This window comes from Phycisphaerales bacterium, assembly GCA_035627955.1.
GTDB lineage: Bacteria > Planctomycetota > Phycisphaerae > Phycisphaerales > UBA1924 > JAEYTB01.
This window is the reverse complement of the sequence record DASPKU010000021.1, coordinates 146,136-167,951: the sequence shown is the minus strand read 5'-3', so window position 1 is coordinate 167,951 and position 21,816 is coordinate 146,136. Positions and strand designations below refer to the sequence as shown.

The window sequence follows — 21,816 nt, the reverse complement described above, 5'->3', positions numbered from 1 at the left end:
ACCTACTTCAACTTCTTCAGCGCCGCGATAAGCCCCTCGATGTGCTTGGGCTCATGCGCGGCCGAGACCTGCACCCGCAGACGCGCGTGCCCCTCCGGCACCACCGGGTAGCCGAACCCGATCACGAACACGCCCATCTCCAGCAGCTTCTTGCTCATCGCAATGGCCCGCGCCGTATCGTGCACGATGATCGGCAAAATCGCCGTGGGGCTTTCCAGCACCTCGAACCCCGCGCTCTTGATCCCCGCCCGCGCCGCCGCGACATTCGCCCGCAGCTTCTCCACCCGCTGCGGCTCTTTCATCAGGATCTCGATCGCCTTGCTCGCCGAGCACGCCACCGCCACCGGCAGCGCGTTGCTGAACAAAGTCGGCCGCCCCCGCTGCACGATCAGCTCCACCACCCGCCGCGGCCCCGCAATAAACCCACCCGCCCCACCACCCAGCGCCTTCCCCAACGTCCCGGTGAAGATGTCGACCTCCCCGTTCTCCGCTTTCCGCTTTCCGCCTTCCGCTTTCCCCAGCATCCCCCAATGCTCATGCGTCCCCCGCCCCGTCTTCCCCATCACGCCGTGCCCGTGCGAGTCATCGACCACCAGCATCGCCCCGTACTGGTCGCACAGCCGCCGCATCGCCGGCAGGTCCGCGATCGACCCCTCCATGCTGAACACGCCGTCGGTCACGACCCATATCTGGCCCGTGACGTCCTTGTTCGCCCGCGCCTCGCGCAGTCGCGTCTCCAGCCCCGCGAGGTCGTTGTTCTTGTACACGCCCTTGTGCACGCCCTTCTTGATCACCGTCGCCAGCCGGATCGCATCGATGATGCTCGCGTGGTTCAGCTCATCGCTGATGATCATGTCCCCCGGCTCGCACAGCGTCGCGAACACGCTCTCGTTCGCGTTCCAGCACGACACGAACGTGTACGCCGCCTCCGTCCCCATGTACTCCGCGATCCGCCGCTCCAGCTCCTCGTGCGGCGAGAACGTGCCGCAAATAAACCGCACGCTCGCCGTGCCCGCGCCGTACTCGCGCAGCGCCCGCACCCCCGCCTCCACCACCTCCGGATGGTCCGCCAGCCCCAAATAGTTGTTCGAGCAGAAGCACAGGCACTCGCCGTACCCCTTCACCTTGACGGTGGCCCCCATGGGCCCCTCGATCATCTGCAGGTGCTTGTACTGGCCGCCCGCCCGCAGCTGAGCCAGCACCGCGTCGGTACGGGCGTCAAAGACGCTACCGGCCGCAACCTTGCCCGCAGACTCCGCCATCGTGCCGCTCGTCATGTGGTTTCCTTCCTGCTCAAAACCAACTCTATGAGGTATGGAACGGCTGGCGAAGATAGGGGGCTCTTCTAAAACCCCCGACACCCCTCCCCCCTTCAAGCGGGCCGCGGTCTTCGGCGCGACCGGCGGCATCGGGCGTGAGCTGGTAAAGGACCTCGTGGAACGCGGCATCCCCACCCGCGTCGTCTCGCGCTCCGCCCCCAACCTCGCCCGCAACTTCTCGCAGGGCCTCATCGAGCACTGCCAGGCCGACATCCGCATCCCCACCGCCGCTATCGGCGCGGCCCACGGCTGCGACGTCATCTTCCTCTGCGCCGGCGTCTCCCTCGAGAACTACGAGGACCACGTCCTCATGGCCCGCTCCGTCGCGCAGGCCATGGTCGAGAACAACGCCAGTTGCCTTGCCATCTCCGGCTACTGGTCCACGGCCTCCTGTGCCACGATCATGCTTCATGATCGTGCCCTCCCAGGCGCCCCCGCCCACGCCGTCTCGCGCCTCGCCAAGCTCCGCCACATCCAGGAAGACATCCTCCTGGGCGCCAACGCCTGCGTCGCCCAGCTCCCCGACTTCTTCGGCCCCGGCGCCAGCGTCTCCATGATCAACGACGCGATCGCCAGCATCGCCAAGGGCTCGACCGCAACCTGGCCCGGCGACCCCGAGGCCCCGCGCGACTTCCTCTTCGTCCCCGACGCCGGCCGCCCGCTCGTCGAGCTCGCCACCCGCAAGGACGGCATGGGCAAGCGCATCCCGCTCCCCGGCTCAGGCCCTATGCAGCCCCGCCTCATCCTCGAAGCCGCGGCCGCGCGCCTCAACGAGACCCTGAAACTCCGCGCCGCCTCGCCCTTCATGATCAAGCTCGCGGCCCGCTTCAACGAGAAGTACCGCAACCTCCTCGACCTCTACCCCATCTACAACACCGCGCACAGCCTCGACCCGCTCCCCGCGAAGTCGCTGCTCGGCCAGTACTACACCACGCCCTACCCCGCCGCCATCGACCGCACCGTCCGCTGGATGACCGGCCACGCCGAGGCCGCGTGAGCCGCTGGGGCCGAACATTGAATGCGCTCGCGCGCTACACGCCGCGCGGTACGCTCCCCCGCGTGTCCCCCAAAGCACGCGCCCTCAGCCTGCGGCTCGCCGCCCTCCTCGCCCTCCTCCTGGGCGCGGCCATCCTCCTCTCGGTCTACCGCGGCCCGCGCCTGCTCGTGAGCAAAACCGAGCTCGCCCTCCGCTCCGGCACGCTCAGCGTCACCGTCTACGGCGCTGTGTGGAACGCGCGCAAGCCCGGGTTTGACTGGACCCGCCCCACACAGCCATGGATGACCTGGCGCGTGCTCCCCCGCCTCCGCTCGCGCACGCTCGAGGTCCCGCTCTGGCCCTGGTTCACCCTCTCCGCGTGCACCCTCGCCTTCGCCCTCGGCGAGCGCCGCGGCCGCCGCCTCGAAGCCGGCGCCCGCACCTGGCCCGCCGCCGTCCTCATCACCGCCGGCATGCTCCTCCTCATCCCGCTCCCCAACACCAAAGCCCAGCTCGGCGAGGGCGCCCTGCGCGCCGTCTTCAACGGCGGCTTCGTCGCCGTCGGCCTCGACCGCTCGGAAACGCTCAACACCTCCAACTTCGCATCGTCCTCCCGCCTGCTGCTCTACCCCAAGGTCCTCGACGCCACCGACCTCAAGCTGCCGCCCGGCTCCTGGTGCGCCCAGGTCCCGCTGTGGCACGCGCCGCTGCTGCTCCTCCTGCTCGGCTCCAACCGCTGGGGCCGCGCCCGCGGCTCCCGCGTCCGCGGCGTCCTCTGCCCCGGCTGCGACTACGCCCTCGACGCCGTGCCCATCGCCGAAGGCAGACGCACCTGCCCCGAGTGCGGCCTGGTTCGCGCCGTCTAACCCCCCGTGAAAACGAAAAAGGCCCGGAGCACTGATGCCCCCGGGCCTCTGGTATGGAAGAGTTCGTGCCACCGAGATGTCCTCATCTCGGTGCTCTGTCAGACTCAGGACTCGAGCTTCCGCAGCCCCAGCCCGTACTCCACCAGCTTGTCCTTCACTTCCTTGAGCGACGTCGCGCCGAAGTTCTTGATGCCCATCAGCTCCGCCTCGGTGTGGCTCGCCAGATCGCCCAGCGTCTGGATGCTCAGCAGCTGCAGCGCCTTTCGGGCCCGCACGCTCAGCTGAAGCTCCGACACCGGCTTGGCCAGCACGGTCTCCTTGCCGGTGCCCTTGTACTGCTCGATGAGCGCCCGGCGCGCCTGGCGGTGCGCATCCTCCAGGCCCTGGCCCAGCCGCAGCCCCTTGGCCGTCAGCATCTTCTTGATCTCAACCAGGCTGCTCTCGCCGAAGTTCTTGTAGCTCAGCAGCTCCGCCTCGGTGATCCGCAGCAGGTCGCCCAAGCTGCGGATGTTCATCTTCTTCAGGCACGTCCGCGCCCGCACGGAAAGCTCAAAGTCCGTCACCGGCGTATCGAGCAGCGCCTTGCGCTTGAAGATGTCGCGGTCCTGCTCCTCCACCACGACCATCTCGCGGCTCGCCTGCACGTCCTTCATGAACAGCCGCGCCCGGATGTGGTTCGGGCGCGTGTCAAGGATCTGCCGCAGGCACCGCTCCGCGTTCGCGTACTCCCCGCGGTCCTCGTACAGCACCGCCAGGTTCAGCAGCGCGTTCACCATCGCTGGCGGCGTCGCCACGCACCGCTCGTACAGCGCCAGCGCCTCATCCTCCTCGCCCAGCAGGTCCAGCAGGTACCCCAGCTTGAACAGGATCTGGTGGTTGTCCGGATCCAGCGTCACCGCCTTCCGCAGCTCGGCCACCGCACCCACGCGGTCGCCCTCCTTGTCCAGCCGCTCCGCGTTGGCCAGGTGCTTGCCCGCTGCCGCCGGATCGCGACGGACGGAATCAGAAACGCCGATCACAGTGTCGAGAGGATCGTGGGCCAAGTGCATGCTCCTGCTGGAAAACCACGGCCCCAAACCCAGGCCGTGGGAGTTTGTCAAAGCGATTTGGGCGGGAAGTTTAGGCGCGACGCCGCCCCAAACCACCCCCGCGCCCGCCCCGCCAGGGGGTCGCTGGTCGCCCAAGGTCCCGCCGACTCCCGGTACCTTGCCTCGATGCGACCGCTTGAGGAACTCGACGATCCCTCGGCATCCTCCTGGGCCGAGCTTCGGTCCGTGCTGCTAGCCGCGCAAGGAGCGGTGGTCGCTGAGGCAGAATATTCCGCTGGGGCCGACGAGTTGCTTCGGCTGCAGGTGACAACCAGGAGCTACCTCGGCTGCCTGGCCCGTCACACGGGAGGTGTGGTTCTCGATGACGGCTGGACCCGGATGCTGGGCAGTCGGAGTGACCAGTCTCCCTTTTCGATCACATCAATGACCGCAGTGCTAGGGTGGGACGGTGCGCCGCCAGCCGGCATCGTCGTGGGCATCGATGTCCTCGGAGGCGTGTTCGCGATCAACGGCGGCGCTCTCGGGGAGACCCACAAGCAGCGGGTGTTCTACTTCGATCCCGCAGCTTTGAGCTGGGAGTGTCTCGAGCTGAGTCATTCCCAGTGGGTGACATCGATGTTGAACCACGACGCACGCGAAGAATTCTACGCGGACCTCCGATGGGCTGGTTGGAGACGCGAGGTGGCAGCGCTCACGCCCTCGCAGGGCTTCAGTATTTACCCGCCACTGTTCACGAAGGAATCGAAGCCGCTCGCAGCAACGTCTCGGGTCCCCGTGCCGCTGCTCGAACTCATCAACTTGAACTTCGACATGGCCCGCCAGCTCTCAGCCTGACTTCGCCTCAAACGATCCCATCCGTCGTCCCCGCCACGTCCTGCGTCCCCGTCTCCGGCTTCAGCAGCTTGATGGTCTTCCACCGCCCCGACGCAAACCGCAGCAGCAGGATCACGCACAGCGTGAAGATGTACACCGCCGCGCCGATCCACGCGCCCAGCGACTCCAGCTGCGGGTACAGGTACGTCAGGAGCGTCCCCAGCCCCACGATGATCCCCCACGACGTCACCACCGTCGCCACACCAGGCACCACCGTGTCCCCCGCCCCCCTCAGGGCCCCCGAAAGCACCATCGCCCCCGCGTCAAACAGCTGGAAGCACGCCGTCGCGATCAGCATCAGCGACCCCAGCCGCACCAGCTCCTCCACCTCCGCCGGCGGCGTCCCCTCCTCGATAAAGAACCGCATCAGCGCCCCGCGGAACACCACGAAGCACACCCCGCACAGCCCCATGTACCCCGCCGCCAGAGCCACCGCCAGCCACGCCCGCCTCTCCGCGATGTCCGGCCGGTTCGCCCCCATGTACTTCCCGACAATCGCCGTCGCCGCCACGCTCAGCCCTACCGCCGGCATGAACGACAGCGACATGTATTGGTGCGCGATCCACCCCGCCGACGCGTGCGCCTTCCCGAACCCGCTCACCAGGTGCACCATGAAGTACCCCCAGCAGATCATCTCGTTCCCGAACATCAGCCCCGCGGCCCACCCGGTCCTGATGATCTCCTTGAGGTGCTGCCACGATACCCGCCACGCCGCCCGCGTCTGATACTTCGCGTTGAGCTTCGGCCCCAGGAACACCGCCATCGGAATCGCAAACTCAACGGCCGTGGCGATGATCGTGCCATAGGCCGACCCGGCAATGCCCATCGGTGGGATGCCCATGGCCACCGCCACGGGCTCCAGCGCCCGCCCGAACCATCCGAAGTCCTCGGGCCACGGCTCATTGCCGAACACCAGCAGCGCCGAGATCACGATGTTGACCACGTTCGCCGCGATCCCCGCCACCATCACCACGCTCGCCTGGTGCATCCCGTAGAAAAACTGCGAGATCGCCCGCGTCCACAGGTTCAACAGCCCGCCGTACAACAGGATCGACCCGTACGTCGCCGCCAGCGCTGTCTGCCCCTCCTCCACCCCCGCCACCCTGAACATCCACGGCAGAAAACTCGGCATCGGCAGCAGGAACACCACGTACCACGCCACCGCCAGGTACAGCGCGTTCCACGCGTACGCCGGCCCGCGCTCCGGCTTACTGGCCCCCATGTTTTGCGACACGTACGTGTTCACCACCGTGAACATGCCCATCGCGATCGACTGCGGCAGCCACGCCACCAGCCCGCCGTTGCCCTGCCCGCCCACGAACTCCGGCCCCAGGCGCGACACCAGCCACTTGTCCGCGAACTGCATCACCGTGTACGACGTCATCGTCGCCACCGTCGGCCCCGCGATACGGAGCAGCTCTAACAGTGGGGACTCGTGCTTCAGCGCGGCAGGGGGCACGGGCGGAGGGTAGGAACTACCCCTGAATCGGACCTCGGCGACCCAGAAGTCCTGGCGGACCTACCGACTCATTCGCACCGCCAACTCAATCGCCGCCTTCATGCTCCCCGCGTCCGCCACGCCCTTCCCCGCGATATCAAAGGCCGTCCCATGGTCCGGGCTCGTCCGCACCACCGGCAGCCCCACCGTGACGTTCACCGTCCGGTCCCGCGCCATCAGCTTCACCGGCGCCAGCCCCTGGTCGTGATACATCGCCACCACGATGTCAAAGCTCGGCCGCTGCCCCGGCCCGTGCAGCGCCTTCAAGAACACCGTGTCCCCCGGCCACGGCCCCGTCACCTCGATCCCCCTCGCCCGCGCCTCCTCCACCGCCGGCGCGATCACATCCCGGTCCTCCGTCCCCAGCAGCCCACTCTCCCCCGCGTGCGGATTCAACCCGCACACCCCCACCCGCGGCCTGTCCACCCCTAGCCGCCGCAGCGCCTCATCCGCAAGCTCAATCACCTCCAGCACGCGCCCCCGCGTCACCGCCCCCGGCACATCCCGCAGCGGCACGTGCGTCGTCGCCAATATCACATTGAGCGAGGGGGCATCCGCCGCGGGAGGCGCGTAGAACATCATCGCGTACCGCTCAGTGCCAAACCGCGCCGCAAACAACTCCGTGTGCCCTGGCCACCGGTGCCCCGCCAGCGCCCACGCCTCCTTCGAGATCGGCCCCGTCACCACCGCGTCTACCCGCCGAGCATCCCCCACCGGCAGCTTCGCGCACTCAATCGCCCGCTCCACGAAGCGGAACGAAGCCTCCCCATTCCGCGCATCATGGCCCCGCGCAGTGCCGCGCTCCGGGTGCCACGATCCGTCCTCGGCCCGCGCCTCAACTACAACCCCCTCCGCCGGCCACCCCACCCCATACACCCGCGCCGCCTCCGCCAGCACCCCCTCCACCCCAAACACCGTGAACCGCGCCAGCCCCCGCACCCGCTCATCCGCCAGCGCGCGCACCACCACCTCCGGCCCAATCCCGCCGGGGTCGCCCATCGTGATGCCGATATGCGAGTTCACTCGGAGCAACTGGGTCAGCCCGCGTTCTGGAGACCGCTGCCATCCAGCGGGTACTCGTCCAGAATCTGCGCGACCATCGGAAGTGAGATGTACCGCTCGACCACCACGCCGTCCTTGATCTCCAGCACGTTGAACGACCGCCCGAAGATCCGCTTCCCTTTGTATTCCGTGCTTGTGAACGAGATCGAGTCTGGATGCCGCACGAAAACCCGCTCCCCGCTCGCCATGACGAGGTAGAACGGTCGGAACTCGGGAGCCTTGATCCGCTTGTAAATATCCTCACCCAGCATGTGCAAATAATACCATCGGCGTGCTCATCCCCCTCTCCTCCACCTCCGACCCCCGCCTCGCCCCCTACCTCAACCTCACCGACGCCCAGCTCCGCGCCCTCGACTCGCAAGGAGGCCGCCCCACCTTCATCGCGGAGGGCGAGCTCGTGGTCCGCAAGCTCCTCGCCTCCCGCTACCCGCTCCACTCGCTCGTGCTCGCCACTAACGCCGTCGACCGCCTGGCCGATCTCCTCCCCACCCTGCCGCCCGACGTCCCCGTCTTCACCGCCCCCAACGACCTCCTCCAGCAAATCCTCGGCTTCGCCTTCCACCGCGGCGTCCTCGCCGCCGCCTTCCGCACCCCCAACCCTCCCGTCACCGACCTCCTCGCCTCCCGTGTCCTCATCATCCTCGAGAACACCGCCAACACCGACAACATCGGCTCCGTCTTCCGCAACCTCGCCTGCCTCGCCGGCCGTGGCTCCGCCGTCCTCCTCTCCCCGGGCTGCTGCGACCCCCTCTACCGCAAGGCCCTCCGCGTCTCCATCGGTCACGCCCTGACCATCCCCTTCACCATCCTCGAACCCTGGCCGACCGCCCTCGATCAAGTCACCGAGGCAGGCTTCACCCTCCTCGCCCTCACCCCCAGCCCCTCCGCCACCCCCCTCCACCACCTCCCGCCCCCCACCACCCCCGGCAGCCCCCGCTACGCCCTCCTCCTGGGTGCCGAAGGCCCTGGCCTCACCCCCGCCGCCCTCGCTCGCTGCCCCCTCCACGTCCGCATCCCCATGGCCGAGGGGGCCGACTCCCTCAACATCGCCACCGCCGCGGCCATCGCCCTCTCGCGCCTGGTCAACCCGCAATAGCCGTGAACCAAACCGGTTCCGGTGCGTCTAACCCGACGGGCTCCCCCTCCGCGCTCATCGTTAGAAGGAGTGGAGAACCCTGCCGCTACCGGCACGCTAACCTGTGTACCCCGGCATTCGCCGGTGTCTGGAGACTGCTCATGCCCAGCTGGTTCAAACGCTCCGCCGCGGCCGCGCTCTTCGCCGCCCTCTGCGCCACCCCCGCCCTGGCCCAGCCCACCATCCTCCGCGAGGGCGAGGGCGCCCACCGTCGCACCCTCGACGCGCTGGAGCTCAAGCCCTTTTCCATCGGCTCGCTCGACGCGCTCACCGATTGGACCAACGGCTCCGCCCCCACCTCCGGCGCCCTCGACGGCAAGGTGGTCCTCATCCTCTTCTGGAACGACTGGTACCCCCAGGCCGCCAAGAGCATCAACGTCGCCAAGCGCATGGCCGAGAAGCACAAGGGCGAGCTGATCGTCATCGCCGCCCACCACAAGGACGGCTGGGCCGAGGCCAAGAAGCCCAAGACCGAAGCCGAAGGGGCCACCTTCCTCCTCGCCCACGACAGCAAAAACGCCCTCCGCGCAGCCCTCAAGCAGGACGCCGATCCCGACTTCTACCTCGTCGATCGCGCCGGCCAGCTCCGATTCGCCGACATCCAGACCGAGTCCATTGAGGCCGCCGTCGACTTCCTGGTGAGCGAGGCCAAGGACAAGGCCGCCGGCCTCAACGCGGAGATCGCCGCCAAGAACAAGCAGGACGAGCTCGACCGCAAGCGCTCCGAGGCCATCCGCAGCAAAGTGGACATGACGGACATCCCCGAGGTGCCGTTCCAGATGCCGCTCCCGGAGGCCTACGACAAGAAGAAGGTGAAGTGGCCCTACATGCCCCGTCCCGACGGCCACCAGCCCGAGGACCCCAAGAACCCCGACCCGCCCGTGATCGTCTCGCTGCCGGACGCCGGCTTCTTCCCCAAGAAGCCGACCATGAAGGGCCGCGCCATCCTGCTGTACTTCTGGCACCCCGACCTGCCCGGCACCTACAACCTCTTTGAGCCCATGAACCTCGTGCAGCGGCAGTACCCGCGTGACCTCGTCGTCATCGGCGTCATGTCCCCGCTCACCATCGAGTCCGGCGGCAGCGGCGGCAACAAGGAGTACAAGCTCGACGCCGACCCCAAGGCCCTCAAGGAGAAGATCGAGCGCATCCAGGAGCGCCAGAAGCTCAACCACACCATGGTCCTGGACACCGAGGGCGCGATCTTCAACATCGTGAAGACCAAGGACAACGCCATCTACCTGCCTTGGGGCGCGGTCGTCAGCTCCGACAACACCCTCCGATACGCCGGCTTCATGAACTCGTCCCTCTTCCGCGGCGCCCTCGACCGCGTGCTCAGCGCCGACCCCGGCATCAAGGCCCGGCGCGAAGCGGAGGACGAGTACCTCAAGAGCCGCAGCAAGGAGTGACGCCGCTCTTCCACGTCGTCCTGGTCGCGCCCCAGATCCCCAACAACACGGGGAACATCGGGCGCACCTGTGTCGCGACCGGCTCCGCACTCCACCTCGTGCACCCGCTCGCGTTCGACACATCCGATAAGGCATGCCGACGGGCGGGGCTGGACTACTGGCCCCGCCTTTCCGTTTTTGAGCACGCCTCCTGGGACGCCTTCCTCGCCGCGACCTCGCCCCCGGGTGAGCGGATCTGGCTGCTGACGACCAAAGCCAGCCGCTCGCTCTTCCCCTCACCTTCGACCCCAACCGCGAACCAGGTCGCCCTCTCCCGCGGCGACTTCCTCGTCTTCGGCAACGAAGGCCAGGGCCTCCCCGAGTCCATCCTCGTCGCCTACCCCGACCGGCTCATCTCCCTCCCCATGGTCCCCGGCGAGCGATCCCTCAACCTCGCCACGGCCGTGTGCACCGTGGTCTACGAGGGCGTCCGCCAAGCCCTTGCCCGCGGCACCGCCCGCCTCGACCCCCAAGGCCGCCTCCTGCCGGACGAAACCACGGCCTAGCACAAAATCAACATTTTTGTGTTCTGTTCGCTGAACCTTTCCGGACCCCAACCTGTACCACATGCAGAGGTCGCGACCTTGACCCCCGCGACACGAAGACGACGAACGACCCCGAACGCAATCTCCTCTCTTCTCTCTCTCCTCCAGTGTGCCGCCTGGTATCCCCAGGCGGCCCACTGCGTTTTTGGACTGAGCCCAATCACCGTCTTCCGATTCCCCCTCCGCGCCCCCCCCGTCTCCGCGAGAGAAATGTCTCTCCCCCGTCGCGCCCCCACTCCCCTCTTCCTTCAACGCTTCCCTTCCGCGCCCTCCGCTCTTCTCCGCCACCTCCGCGTTCCTGCCTTCCCCTTCGCGCCTTCGCTCCCCCTTCGCGCTCTTCGCGTTCAATGCCCGCCCTCCGCGTTCCTGCCTTTGCCGCCTCTTCGCGTTACACTCTCTCCCGTGCCCACACGCGTGCAACGTCTCCTGCTCCTCGCACTCCTCGCCGCCCCCGCGCTCCTCGCGCTCGGCTGCCAGAAGCAGCTCTTCCCCGAGGATGAGCCCCGCTCGCAGTACGACCGCTTCGACGCCGTGCGCGACCGTCGCGCCCCGCGCCGCGTCGAGAACGCGCTGGGCGAGATGAAGATCAACCTCAAGGGTCGCCTCCTCGCCACTCCCGAGTGAGCGAGCCGCACCCGAACAACATCCCGAACAACATCCAAGTCTGACCAATAACCGCGCGCCACTACACACCGCACAGACCAACCGCGCACGTCTGCGTGCGCCAGTCGTGCCGGTTACACTTGGAAATCGCGTGCGATTTGAATGTCGCCGCGTGATTGTGTCGATCCTCAGGCCGATGGCACGGAATCCCGGCCGCTCGGGAGCGCCATCGAATCCTCCGCACGGACACGCGCATGGCCCGCACCAAGCCAGCCTCCCGCAGCAAGAAGAACTCCAAGAGCCTCTCGCGCGCCCAGACCGTGTGGGCCTCCCTCGTCGGCGCCATGACCCTCGTCGGCGGCGGCCTCTTCCTCATGGAGCGCGGCCCCGTCGCCGCCGCTGAGGGCCTCTCGCTCACCCCCCTCATGGCCACCGCGGGCGTTGATTCCCTCGAGGGCATCTTCGCTACCCGCAACGCCATCCGCCCCGGCAACTGGCAGGCCATCGTCATCCACGACTCCGGCACCCCGCACGGCACGCAGGCCTCCCTCGACGCCGCGGCCCGCGCCTCCGGCCTCAAGGGCCTCGGCTACCAGTTCGTCATCGGCAACGGCAACGGCATGGAAGACGGCGAGATCCTCGTCGGCCACCGCTGGCGCGACCAGGTCCCCGGCGCCCACGCCGCGGGCTCCCAGGCCGATTGGTTCAACCGCCACTCCATCGGCATCTGCCTCGTCGGCGACGGCAACCGCACCCGCCCGACACGGGCTCAGATGGAAAGCCTCGTCCGCCTCAGCAACGCCCTCTGCCGCGAGCTGGGCATCCCCGGGAACCGCGTCTACCTCCACTCGGAAATCGCCCCCACCGACGACCCCGGCCGCCTCTTCCCCGCCGCCACCCTCCGCTCCCAGCTCCCCCGCTAACTCCAGCCCGGCTCCTATGGATCCCATGACTCCTATGAGTCCTATGGGGTTGCCCCGCGCAATCGACGATGCGGCCTGACCCACCCCCGAACCCTTCCGTCACCTTTTCCAGAAAACCCAACCCCGATTCAGCCGGACCCGCCCGGCTCACGTATCCTTTCTCCCCACCGCCCTCGGGCGGTCTGGGTCGCGGTTTGTTCACGGGTCTTTCCTCTGGGCACAAGGCTCAGAAGGCCTTGTAGAGGCCGCGGGTCGGGCAACGTTGGGCTTCCGTCGGGCCGATCTCGTCACCGGCCCCGGGCGTCCTCATAGGCTTGGATGTCGGCCTGCCGCGTGGTATGGCCTTTCAGGAGCGGCCACCCGCGGCCAGACCAGGTAGCGATGGGCGATCAGGTTCCAGCATTCAAGCAGGGCGACGAGGTCGAGGGCTTCCGCGTCCTCAAGGAAATCGGCCAGGGCGCCGCTTCCGTCATCTATCTCGTCCACGACCCCAAGACCAAGCAGATCTGGACCCTCAAGCACGTCCACCGCGGCGACGCCAAGGACGACCGCTTCCTCCAGCAGACCATCGAGGAATACCAGGTCGCCTCCAAGCTCGACCATCCCAACCTCCGCAAGGTCATCAAGCTCACCAAGAAGAACAAGCACTTCGTCCAGCTCACCGACGTCCTGCTCGTCATGGAGTACGTCGACGGCCTGAGCATGGACCTCAAGCCCCCCAAGAACTTCGACGACGCCATCCGCATCTTCCAGCAGACCGCCTCCGCCCTCGCCCACATGCACGAGCGCGGCTTCGTCCACGCGGACATGAAGCCCAACAACATCCTCCTCACCCCCGGCCCCAACGACAGCGGCCCCATCGTCAAGGTCATCGACCTCGGCCAGTCCTGCAAGACCGGCACCATCAAGCCGCGCATCCAGGGCACCCCCGACTACATCGCCCCCGAGCAGGTCCACCGCCGCCCCATCACGCCCAAGACCGACATCTACAACCTGGGCGCGACGATGTACTGGACGCTCACGGCCCGCACCATCCCCACGGCCCTGGCCAAGGGCGACTCGCTCGTCAGCCGCATCGACGACGCGCTGATCCCCAAGCCCAAGCCCGCCATCGAGCTCAACACCCGCATCCCTGTCAAGCTCAACGAGCTCATCATGCAGTGCGTGGAGGTCGATCCCGCCGACCGCCCGGCCAACATGTCGTACGTGATCGAGCGATTGGAGTTGGTTCTGGGGATGCTGCGCGCCAGGAACGACGGCTCGGGCGCTCAGCCCAACCCTGGCAACGCCGCGTCCGCGTCGGGCATGATCTTCAACGCCGGTTCCGGCGTTGGGCTGAAGGTGGGCGACGCCAACGGCCGCCCCTGACTCATTGATGGTGTGAGGTGCTGATGTCCGGTGGTGCGTTCCTCAACGTGACCGACCCGGACGCCGTGATCGAGGCCCTCAAGGCCGGCGCGGTGGCCAACCTCCGCGCCAAGTGCCGGCGCGGCTCCATCGACTACATCGAGGGCCCCGGCAAGCTGATCGCCACCGGCGACCTGCACGACAACCCCATGCACATGAGCCGCGTCATCCGCGCCGCCGGCCTCGACGGCCCCGAGCTCCGCGAAGACTCCTCCCACCTCACCCTGCACGAGGTCATCCACTCCGACCGCCTGCTCCAGGGCATGGACATGTCCTACCGCGTCCTTGCCCGCGCCGCCGACCTCAAGGCCCGCTTCCCCGAGCACGTGCACATCCTGCTGGGCAACCACGAGCTCGCCCAAATGATGAACCACGCGATCGTCAAGGACGGCGTCCGGTCCGTCGACGCCTTCTCCGCCGGCGTCTCCTACGTCTTCGGCGAACGCATGGAAGAGGTCTCCGACGCCATCACCGCCTTCATCCGTTCGCTGCCCATCGCCCTCAAGGTCCACACCCCGCGCGGCGACATCCTCTGCGCCCACAGCCTCCCTCCCGCGGCCGTGATGGGCCGCTTCGACACCACCATCCTCTCACGCCACCTCGAGCCCGAGGACTACCAGTCCCGCGGCGCCGCCCACGTCATGACCTGGGGCCGCGGCTACGACGCCGACGGCCTCGAAGACCTCACCGAACGCTGGGGCGTCTGGTGGTTCATCCTCGGCCACGAGCACGCCCCCACCGGCGTCAAGTTCGTACCGCCCAACGCCCTCGTGCTGAACAGCGACCACGAGATGGGCGTCTACCTGCCCCTCGACCTGTCCGACCCGCCCCGCCCCGAGGACGCCCAGTGGCGCGTGGTGCGGCTGAGCCAGTAGGCAACCGGTATGCTGCTGCCATGCGCGCTTGGCGCTGGCACCTCCTGATCCTCATCTGTCTCGCGCTCCTCTTCGCACCGGCAAACTACTTCGCCGCTCGCTACCTCAGCCGCCACCCACCAATCCCGCCGACCTCCAACGTGGACCTCTCCTACGGGCCCGACGCGGCCAGACTTGGCTACTCGGTCGCGACCCCGCCGGACCAGCCGCAGTGGCCCGCGCCCACACAAGTGCAGATCGAATGGAGCCTCGGGTACCGGCTGATCGGGACGTGGTCCTCAAGAGACGGCCGGCCAGGGCACCAGATGCGCGTGGAGGAGTACGGGTGGCCGCTCCCCGTCCTTGTTGATGCGCAGTACTGGTGGCCGTGGGATGAGCCGGAGTGGAAGTCGAAGTACGCCCCTGATCCTTCCATCCGCATCGCGTGGCCCGGCGTCGTACTCAACCCGCTCATCATCGCGCTCGGGCTCTGGAGCGTGATCGCGATCCCGCTGCTTCTTGTGCTCTCCATCAAGCGTGCGTACCGGCAGTCCCGCAACGCGTGCGTCTTCTGCGGTTACCCGCGCGGTCACGCTCCCCAATGCTCGGAGTGCGGGTACACCGCGGCTTCCTAGTCCTTCAGCGCGTTCAGCAGCACGATCACAACCGTCAGCACCGTGGCGTTGTGCAGGAAGTGCGCCGTGATCGACCCGATCAGCGACCCCCGCCACTCCCGCATCAGTGCGAAGATGAAGCCGATGGTGATCACCGGCGTGAGGAGCAGGATGTTGTACCCGTGCATCAGCCCGAAGAAGAGCGCCGACACGAGCGCCGCCCCAAAGAGCCGCATCCGCGAGCGCAGGTGCCGGAACAACGCACCCCGCAGAACAGTCTCCTCAACCAGCGGCGCCCACAGCGTCGCCAGGATGAACAGGGCCACGATGAGCGCCGGGCTCCCCTTCCCAAGCACATCCGCGATCGGGTTCGCCGGCGGCCCACCCGGCACACCGTGCAGCATCTTCTCGATGATCATCCGCACGATGACCACGCCGAAGCTGATCGCAATCGCCGCGGCCAGCAGCGGCAACCCCGCGAAGTACCCGTACAGCCCGGCCCCCACCTCGCGCCAGAAGCCGCGCCCCGCGTGCAGACCAATCTGGTGCCGCCACTCGCGGAAGGGCACGCCCCGGAACACGACCGGGTACAGCGGGAACAACGCCAGCACCCACTGCGTCGCCAGCTGAGCAATCGCCAGCGTGGGCGACTGGTTGCCCGACACGTGCGAGTAGAGCGCAAACCCAAGGCTCAGTGCAAGGAACCCGGCAACGAAAAACGGGAAGCTCTCGAGGTACACGCTCCCGCCCGGGGCCGGCGGCACAAACGCCCGCCGGATCCGCCCATTACTCAGCTGGATCAGCATCGCAATGAACGCCGCAATCCCGCCCACGATCGCCACGAACAGCACCACTGCCAGCAGCACGAACGCAAACAGCACACGCGGCACAAAGTCGAACAGCGCCTCGCGGTCCGCGTTGTTCTCCGGCACACCGTGCAGCGCCGCCAGCCGCCCGAACCACCCATGGTGGTCCGCGAGCCGCTTCTGTGCCGCCGGGTCCGTAACGCGCCCCTCGCCCTGATACGCAGCGCGCAAAATCTGCACGTCCTCGACAAGGTCGCCCTCGGCCTTCACCTGCTCCAGCCGAAGCAGCGCCTCCTTCGTCCCCTGCAGCTCCGCCGCCACGATCGCCAGCCGCAACCGGTCCGGCTCCGTCGCCGCCTGCTGATCCAGACTCTCCATCGCCTGAACGGCCGACTGCCCCCCAAGCAGACTCTTCATGGCGACCGTGAGCTTCGCGGTCAGCGCAAACGCATCCCCCTGCTCGGGCGGCGACACCAGCCCGGGGTTCGTCGGCTGAATCGGCGGTGCCTCCACCGGCATCTGCTGCTTGATCACCAGCACCGCCATCAGCACAAACGTGATCACCCACGCGATCTTGGCCGCCAGCGGCGACCCGCGGTCAGGCACCCCCGGCTCGTCAAGGGCGCGCCCACCCCCATCAGGCGACTGGGGCGGCCGGAACGTCGGGTACGGATCGGGCGGCAACGAAGTCATGGCAGGTTCATCGGGCGTCTGGCCCCTGAGGGGCAAACCTTGATTCCGGTGAGGCGGGGCCTATCCTCCGAAGCTGAAAAGCCCGGGCAGATCGGATAAGCCCGACGTCCCTATTCCTCAATCTTGCCGCGGAATGGCCCTGGAAGGGCCGCTCCAGAGCCCGTCCCGCCCGGTAGGCGGCGAGCGAACTGGTCGCAAAGCCCACGGGTGGTGTCTCCACCATCTGCAAGGCAAGCGACTGACGGAGGTTACGATGTCCAGCAGGCGTCAGACATTCCTGGCCAAGCCCGGCCAGGTGAAGAAGGGCTGGTTCGTGGTGGACGCCGAGGGCGTGCCCCTGGGCCGTCTCGCGGCCGACGTGGCGCAGGTCCTCATGGGCAAGCACCGCCCCGAGTACACCCCCCACGTGGACACCGGCGAGATGGTGATCGTCACCAACGCCTCCAAGGTCGGCCTCACCGGCCGCAAGGCCGAGCACCGCCTCAAGATGCGCTACACCAAGCACCCCGGCGGCCTCAAGATCCAGACCTACGGCCAGGTCCGCGAGCAGAAGCCCGAGCTCCTCGTCGAGGACGCCGTCCGCCGCATGCTCCCCAAGAACCGCCTCAGCCGCGTGATGCTGAAGAACCTGCACATCGTCCCCGGCGCCGAGCACGAGTTCGCCAACCACAACCCCCAGAAGATGACCATCGCCTGAGGCGATTAGCACGAGACCAAACACATGAGCACGACATCCGGTTCCATGCTCCAGATCCCCGGCACTGAGCCTCCCGCGGCCCAGCCCGCCCGCGCTCCCCGCACCGCTAAGCCCGCCGACAAGCACGGCTGGTGGTGGGGCACCGGCCGCCGCAAGACCGCCGTCGCCCGCGTCCGCATCAAGCCCGCCGAGGGCAAGAACGCCACCATGACCGTTGAGGGCACCAACGGCAAGGTGAAGACCGTCGAGCAGTACTTCGCCGAGGAACGCGACCGTCGCGACGCCATGGCCGCGATCACCGTGTCCGGCCTCCAAGGACGCCTCCAGGTGGTCTGCAAGTGCCACGGCGGCGGCTTCATGGGCCAGGCGGGCGCGATCAAGCTCGCCCTCGCCCGCGCCGTGCTGGACTACGACCCCCAGTTCGAGCAGCAGCTCCGCGACAACGGCCTCCTCACCCGCGACGCCCGCGAGGTCGAGCGTAAGAAGTACGGCCAGGCCGGCGCCCGTCGCCGCTTCCAGTTCAGCAAGCGCTGATCCCTGGTTCCAAGTTGGATCGATCAAAGGGCGGGCCGCACGGCTCGCCCTTTTTCATTGGCTGGTGCCATCAGAGTTCGGGCGGTAAGAGAAAGGCCGAACACGGAGGGGACAGAGGCGGGACAGAGGTGCACGGAGCGAAGAGTGGGTTTTTGTTGGAGGCGCTCCTGCACTCGGCCTCGAGAGTTGAATCCCGTTCTCTCCTCTGTTCATCTCTGTTCAACCTCGGTCCCCTCTGTGTTCTGCCTTGTTTGCCGCTTATAGGTGCCAAACCCCACCCCCCACAAGGGGTTGGCGACACACCGCCCCCCTAGACTTGCCCCGTGCCAAAAGCCCGCTCATCCAAGCCTCAGACTCAGCCCTCCCGGACCACCAGCCGGAGCAAGCCCAAGCCCCAACCGAAGCCCAAGTCGGTCGAGACTGTCTCCTTCGTGAGCCTCGGCTGCCCCAAGAACCTTGTGGACTCCGAGAAGATGCTCGGCCTGCTCGCCGAGTCAGGCCTCGCCCCCATCTCCTTCGACCCTGACGCACAGGACTTCAACGGCGCCGACGCCGTGGTCGTCAACACCTGCGGCTTCCTCGAAGCCTCGAAGGACGAATCGCTGGGCGTCATCAAGGAAGCCATCGCCGCCAAGGAGCGCGGGCACGTTCAGCGCGTCGTCGTCGCCGGCTGCCTCGTCCAGCGCCACCGCGCCAAGATGCTCGAGTGGGCCCCCGGCATCGACGCCATGATCGGCGTCTTCGACCGCGACAAGATCGTCGAGGCCGTGACCGGCGGCAGTGGTGGCACCGGTCTCCTGACCGGTGCTCGGAAAGCCCCCGCACCGCAGGACGGCGACACTCCCCAGTACTGGATCGCCGGCAACGCCCTCCAAGCGGCGAAAGCCCGCGGCGTCCAGACCACCGGCCTCACCGTCAACGGCAAGGACGGCAAGGGCCTGGGCTACTTCGAGGACGACTCCGCCCGCCTCCGCCTCACCCCGCGCCACTACGCCTACCTCCGCATCAGCGAGGGCTGCAACCAGAACTGCGCCTTCTGCACCATCCCCTCCATCCGCGGCAAGATGCGCAGCAAGCCCCTCGACCGCATCGTCGGGGAAGCCCGCGAGCTCCTGAGCGACGGCGCCTTCGAGCTCCTCCTCATCGGCCAGGACACCACCAGCTACGGCGACGACATCGGCGTGGGCATGCAGACGCTCAACAGGAAGAGCGTCGGCGGCCTCCCCATGCTCCTGCGCGAGCTTTCCAACACCGTCCGCGACGTCAACGGCCAGGGCTGGCTCCGCCTCATGTACGCCTACCCCAGCAACTTCAGCGACGCCGTTATCGACGCCTTCGCCGAGCTCTCGAGCAACGGCCACCTCCTCCCCTACCTCGACATCCCCCTCCAGCACGCCAGCACCCGCGTGCTCTCCGCCATGCGCCGGCACGTCACCAGCGAGCAGCAGGAGGCGCTCATTAACCGCCTCCGCGAGCGCGTGCCCGGCATGGCCATCCGCACCACGTTCATCTCCGGCTTCCCCGGCGAGACCGAGCAGGACCACCAGGAGCTGCTCTCGTTCATCGAGCGCATGCAGTTCGAGGCCGTGGGCGTCTTCGAGTACAGCCAGGAGCCCGGCACCGTCGCCGGCACCATGGAGCAGGACAGCAAGCTCGCCGTGCCCGCCGATGTCAAGAAGCGCCGTCGCGACGAGGTCATGGAGCGCCAGCAGCAGGTCGCCTTCGCCCGCGCAGCGTCACTCGCCAACGGGTACAACGAGAAGACCCGCAAGGGCGGCACCCAGCTCGACGTCCTCATCGACGCCCCCCTCTCCACCCACGGCCAGCAGACCTCCGGCGTCAGCAAGGGCGGCAAGCTCTACCAGGGCCGCACCTACTTCCAGGCCCCCCAGATCGACTCGATGACCTACGTGCAGTCCCGCGAGAAACTCGCCCCCGGCGAGCTCGTCCGCTGCACCATCGTCGCCGCCGACGGCTACGACCTCATCGCCCGCCCCACCGCCGAGCTCGATGGTGGCGTCAAGCTGCGCGTGCTGCGGTAACGCGCCATTGCCTCATATCTACTCGCGCAGCGCTGAACTGAACCAGCGACCGCGACCTGTCAATCGCCACTGGCCGCCTCCGGTTTGGCTGGGTAGTACTTCAATCCCTTGGCGCCGATATCAACGATCTTGCGCAGGAGTTCGCGAGACATAGCGAGTCGGCAGACTTCCGCAGCCATCATCTCACCCTCAACCGCCTCCGGAAGCACCTGCGCGAATGACATGATCACGATGCTGTTCTCGTTGTCCTGCCGATAGGAAACGCGGACGTGATCCACGAGTGTGGTAGGTAACTCGGGGCGGAGCATCATATTGAGGCTCTGCTTGGTCTCGGCCGAAGGCGGCATAGGAGGTTGCGAGGGAGTGGATTTGGAATCTGCCATAGTGGGTAGTCTCAGTGGTTTCAGTGACAGGTCGCGATGCCTCCGCAATCCGAATGATCTTGAGTGTCGTGGGTGCGGATTCAGAGGTGATGTCTCGGCCAAGTGACTCCTCGATCGCTTTCAGCCTATCCCACTCGGCCTGATCTACAAGCTTGGGACGAATACCAAGAGGTATCAACACTCTGGCTGCAACGCCCACCTTGAAATCGGTCTTCGCGTTCGCGATGCGACTGATGTACGACTCCGACCCATACCCGGCCAGTGCAGCAAGCTCTCGTTGAGATTTACCACATCTCTCTAGACCCGCTTGGAGCAATTCGACCAGATCAAGCCGGAGGCTGATCCCGAAGTACTCCTTCTTCTTCCCGGTCTTTCGATTCCGGATGCGCTGTGCCGCGTCGGGCCTCTTCTGGAATGGAAACACCTTCGCTCCTTGTGTCGATGGCACGCTTCACGATCGCTTCTGCGTGATGGGGCCGCGAGTTCCCTCGCCCAGCCTTTCCCTTCCACGCCCCGCAAACGACGAAGTTCTTCCGCGTCGCTTCGTCCATGAAGTAGCCGCAGATCCTGATGGTCTCTCCGTCGGTTCCATAAGCCCAGACGTACGGACCCTCGGAGCGCAGCCAGCCCTTGTAGTTCTGAAAGCCACGCTCCGCTTGGTTTTCGAAAAGGTCAGAGACATAGGAATCGGCGACGATCTTGTTGTACTCCTTCCGGCCTTCCGGAATGACCCACACGCGGGTCTTGTACCCCAACCCATCCGGGAATAGATCGGTAGCTGGTTCCATCAACTTTACTCTAAAGTGAAGTCGGAGTCAATCACGCAGTTCGTGACTGTTGGTGGCCAAGGTTATCGACTGCCGGCGCCCTCTGCTGCGCGGATTAACCTTCCCCTGCTTCACTCCTGAGTCAAGCCCGGCCCGCGTCACTCCACCAGACGAACTGAGAACCACCGCAAGGTGGTTCCAGTCACCTGACGACCCTCGCCAGGTCACCTCCAAAGAAAAACGCCGCTGATTCCTCGCAAGCACTTACACCACTAACAACCACGTTTGTGCGCACAATCGTGGACATACCCCCAAACCCTCTCGACGCCGCGCGGCCAGCCGTTAGGCTTCCGTCATGGCCACCGCGCACCCACAACCCACGACCGCTCTCGACGACGACGCCGCGCCTACCGCCGCCCACGCGCACGCCACAGGCGCGCCCGCCCACTTCGACGAGCACGCCCTCCTCGACCTGTTCCTGCGCTCGCGCCTCGACATCCACTACGTCGCCGACCACAGCGGCATGAGCCTCCCCGCGCTCATTCAGTGGACCACCGAGCCCCACATCCGCGACTACATCGACGCCTACCAGCGCGCCCTCCAGGCCCACGCCTCCGCCGTGGCCCTCGCCGACGCCCCCGCCAACCGCGCCCACGCCCTCCACCACCTCCGCGCCACCCTCGATCACTCCACCAACCCCATCGAAGCCCGCCGCCTCGCCG

The 21,816-nt window shown here is 67.1% G+C and carries 23 protein-coding genes; 14 read left to right on the top strand and 9 right to left on the bottom strand.

Features of this window, described 5'->3' with window-relative positions:
- Positions 1–2 precede the first annotated feature (2 nt).
- Entirely contained in the window at positions 3–1,277 is a 1,275-nt protein-coding gene (locus tag VD997_17155; GenBank protein ID HYE63723.1) for an aminotransferase class I/II-fold pyridoxal phosphate-dependent enzyme, read from the bottom strand.
- Positions 1,278–1,314: 37 nt separating this feature from the next.
- Here VD997_17155 and VD997_17150 point away from each other — a divergent pair, with 37 nt between their 5' ends.
- Entirely contained in the window at positions 1,315–2,316 is a 1,002-nt protein-coding gene (locus VD997_17150; protein ID HYE63722.1) for an NAD-dependent epimerase/dehydratase family protein, read from the top strand.
- 62 nt (positions 2,317–2,378) lie between these two features.
- Positions 2,379–3,161, top strand: coding sequence for a hypothetical protein (locus tag VD997_17145; protein ID HYE63721.1), 783 nt, complete (start codon positions 2,379–2,381; stop codon positions 3,159–3,161).
- Positions 3,162–3,265: 104 nt separating this feature from the next.
- Here VD997_17145 and VD997_17140 read toward each other — a convergent pair whose 3' ends face one another.
- Entirely contained in the window at positions 3,266–4,204 is a 939-nt protein-coding gene (locus VD997_17140; GenBank protein HYE63720.1) for a DNA-directed RNA polymerase subunit alpha C-terminal domain-containing protein, read from the bottom strand.
- A 171-nt stretch (positions 4,205–4,375) separates the two neighbouring features.
- Between VD997_17140 and VD997_17135 the strand changes: the two genes are divergently transcribed.
- Positions 4,376–5,044 (top strand): DUF2625 family protein, encoded by a 669-nt coding sequence (locus tag VD997_17135; protein HYE63719.1) that lies wholly within the window; start codon positions 4,376–4,378, stop codon positions 5,042–5,044.
- Between the two features lie 7 nt (positions 5,045–5,051).
- Here the strand turns inward: VD997_17135 and VD997_17130 are convergent, their stop codons facing one another.
- From VD997_17130 to VD997_17120, 3 genes are read right to left on the bottom strand one after another with little or no spacing between them, the layout of a single operon-like run.
- Positions 5,052–6,542 carry an MATE family efflux transporter gene (locus tag VD997_17130; GenBank protein ID HYE63718.1) on the bottom strand — a complete coding sequence of 497 codons (1,491 nt, stop codon included), beginning with the start codon at positions 6,540–6,542 and terminating at the stop codon, positions 5,052–5,054.
- Positions 6,543–6,602: 60 nt separating this feature from the next.
- Positions 6,603–7,604 (bottom strand): 4-hydroxythreonine-4-phosphate dehydrogenase PdxA, encoded by a 1,002-nt coding sequence (gene pdxA, locus VD997_17125; protein HYE63717.1) that lies wholly within the window; start codon positions 7,602–7,604, stop codon positions 6,603–6,605.
- 14 nt (positions 7,605–7,618) lie between these two features.
- Positions 7,619–7,894: a hypothetical protein gene (locus VD997_17120; GenBank protein HYE63716.1), complete on the bottom strand. Its 276-nt coding sequence runs from the start codon at positions 7,892–7,894 to the stop codon at positions 7,619–7,621.
- 20 nt (positions 7,895–7,914) lie between these two features.
- Here VD997_17120 and VD997_17115 point away from each other — a divergent pair, with 20 nt between their 5' ends.
- The 8 genes from VD997_17115 (at position 7,915) to VD997_17080 (ending at position 15,193) form a co-directional block, all read left to right on the top strand.
- On the top strand, positions 7,915–8,739 hold the full coding sequence (locus VD997_17115) for an RNA methyltransferase (GenBank protein ID HYE63715.1): 825 nt from the start codon (positions 7,915–7,917) through the stop codon (positions 8,737–8,739).
- A gap of 140 nt (positions 8,740–8,879) precedes the next feature.
- On the top strand, positions 8,880–10,187 hold the full coding sequence (locus VD997_17110; GenBank protein HYE63714.1) for a hypothetical protein: 1,308 nt from the start codon (positions 8,880–8,882) through the stop codon (positions 10,185–10,187).
- The gene (locus VD997_17105; protein HYE63713.1) at positions 10,184–10,732 is read left to right on the top strand and encodes a tRNA (cytidine(34)-2'-O)-methyltransferase; all 549 of its coding nucleotides are present in this window, start codon (positions 10,184–10,186) and stop codon (positions 10,730–10,732) included. Before VD997_17110 ends, VD997_17105 begins: the two co-directional genes overlap by 4 nt.
- 441 nt (positions 10,733–11,173) lie before the next feature.
- Positions 11,174–11,395 carry a hypothetical protein gene (locus tag VD997_17100; GenBank protein ID HYE63712.1) on the top strand — a complete coding sequence of 74 codons (222 nt, stop codon included), beginning with the start codon at positions 11,174–11,176 and terminating at the stop codon, positions 11,393–11,395.
- Between the two features lie 233 nt (positions 11,396–11,628).
- Positions 11,629–12,297: a peptidoglycan recognition family protein gene (locus tag VD997_17095; GenBank protein HYE63711.1), complete on the top strand. Its 669-nt coding sequence runs from the start codon at positions 11,629–11,631 to the stop codon at positions 12,295–12,297.
- A gap of 381 nt (positions 12,298–12,678) precedes the next feature.
- The gene (locus VD997_17090; GenBank protein HYE63710.1) at positions 12,679–13,665 is read left to right on the top strand and encodes a serine/threonine-protein kinase; all 987 of its coding nucleotides are present in this window, start codon (positions 12,679–12,681) and stop codon (positions 13,663–13,665) included.
- 23 nt (positions 13,666–13,688) lie between these two features.
- On the top strand, positions 13,689–14,579 hold the full coding sequence (locus tag VD997_17085) for a metallophosphoesterase (GenBank protein ID HYE63709.1): 891 nt from the start codon (positions 13,689–13,691) through the stop codon (positions 14,577–14,579).
- A gap of 20 nt (positions 14,580–14,599) precedes the next feature.
- On the top strand, positions 14,600–15,193 hold the full coding sequence (locus VD997_17080) for a hypothetical protein (protein HYE63708.1): 594 nt from the start codon (positions 14,600–14,602) through the stop codon (positions 15,191–15,193).
- Here VD997_17080 and VD997_17075 read toward each other — a convergent pair.
- On the bottom strand, positions 15,190–16,671 hold the full coding sequence (locus VD997_17075) for a CPBP family intramembrane glutamic endopeptidase (protein ID HYE63707.1): 1,482 nt from the start codon (positions 16,669–16,671) through the stop codon (positions 15,190–15,192). The two genes, VD997_17080 and VD997_17075, sit on opposite strands and share 4 nt — an antisense overlap.
- Before the next feature lie 253 nt (positions 16,672–16,924).
- Here VD997_17075 and rplM point away from each other — a divergent pair, with 253 nt between their 5' ends.
- From rplM to rimO, 3 genes are all read left to right on the top strand, one after another.
- Positions 16,925–17,368, top strand: a complete 444-nt coding sequence (rplM, locus tag VD997_17070; protein ID HYE63706.1) for a 50S ribosomal protein L13 — start codon at positions 16,925–16,927, stop codon at positions 17,366–17,368.
- 24 nt (positions 17,369–17,392) lie between these two features.
- Entirely contained in the window at positions 17,393–17,902 is a 510-nt protein-coding gene (gene rpsI, locus VD997_17065; protein HYE63705.1) for a 30S ribosomal protein S9, read from the top strand.
- A gap of 323 nt (positions 17,903–18,225) precedes the next feature.
- A complete protein-coding gene (gene rimO / locus VD997_17060; GenBank protein HYE63704.1) occupies positions 18,226–19,944 on the top strand; it encodes a 30S ribosomal protein S12 methylthiotransferase RimO in 1,719 nt (572 codons plus the stop codon).
- 59 nt (positions 19,945–20,003) lie between these two features.
- Here the strand turns inward: rimO and VD997_17055 are convergent, their stop codons facing one another.
- The 3 genes from VD997_17055 to VD997_17045 form a co-directional block, all read right to left on the bottom strand.
- Positions 20,004–20,327: a hypothetical protein gene (locus tag VD997_17055; GenBank protein HYE63703.1), complete on the bottom strand. Its 324-nt coding sequence runs from the start codon at positions 20,325–20,327 to the stop codon at positions 20,004–20,006.
- Between the two features lie 326 nt (positions 20,328–20,653).
- A complete protein-coding gene (locus VD997_17050; protein ID HYE63702.1) occupies positions 20,654–21,115 on the bottom strand; it encodes a hypothetical protein in 462 nt (153 codons plus the stop codon).
- 181 nt (positions 21,116–21,296) lie between these two features.
- Positions 21,297–21,782, bottom strand: a complete 486-nt coding sequence (locus VD997_17045) for a hypothetical protein (protein ID HYE63701.1) — start codon at positions 21,780–21,782, stop codon at positions 21,297–21,299.
- Positions 21,783–21,816: the final 34 nt, after the last annotated feature.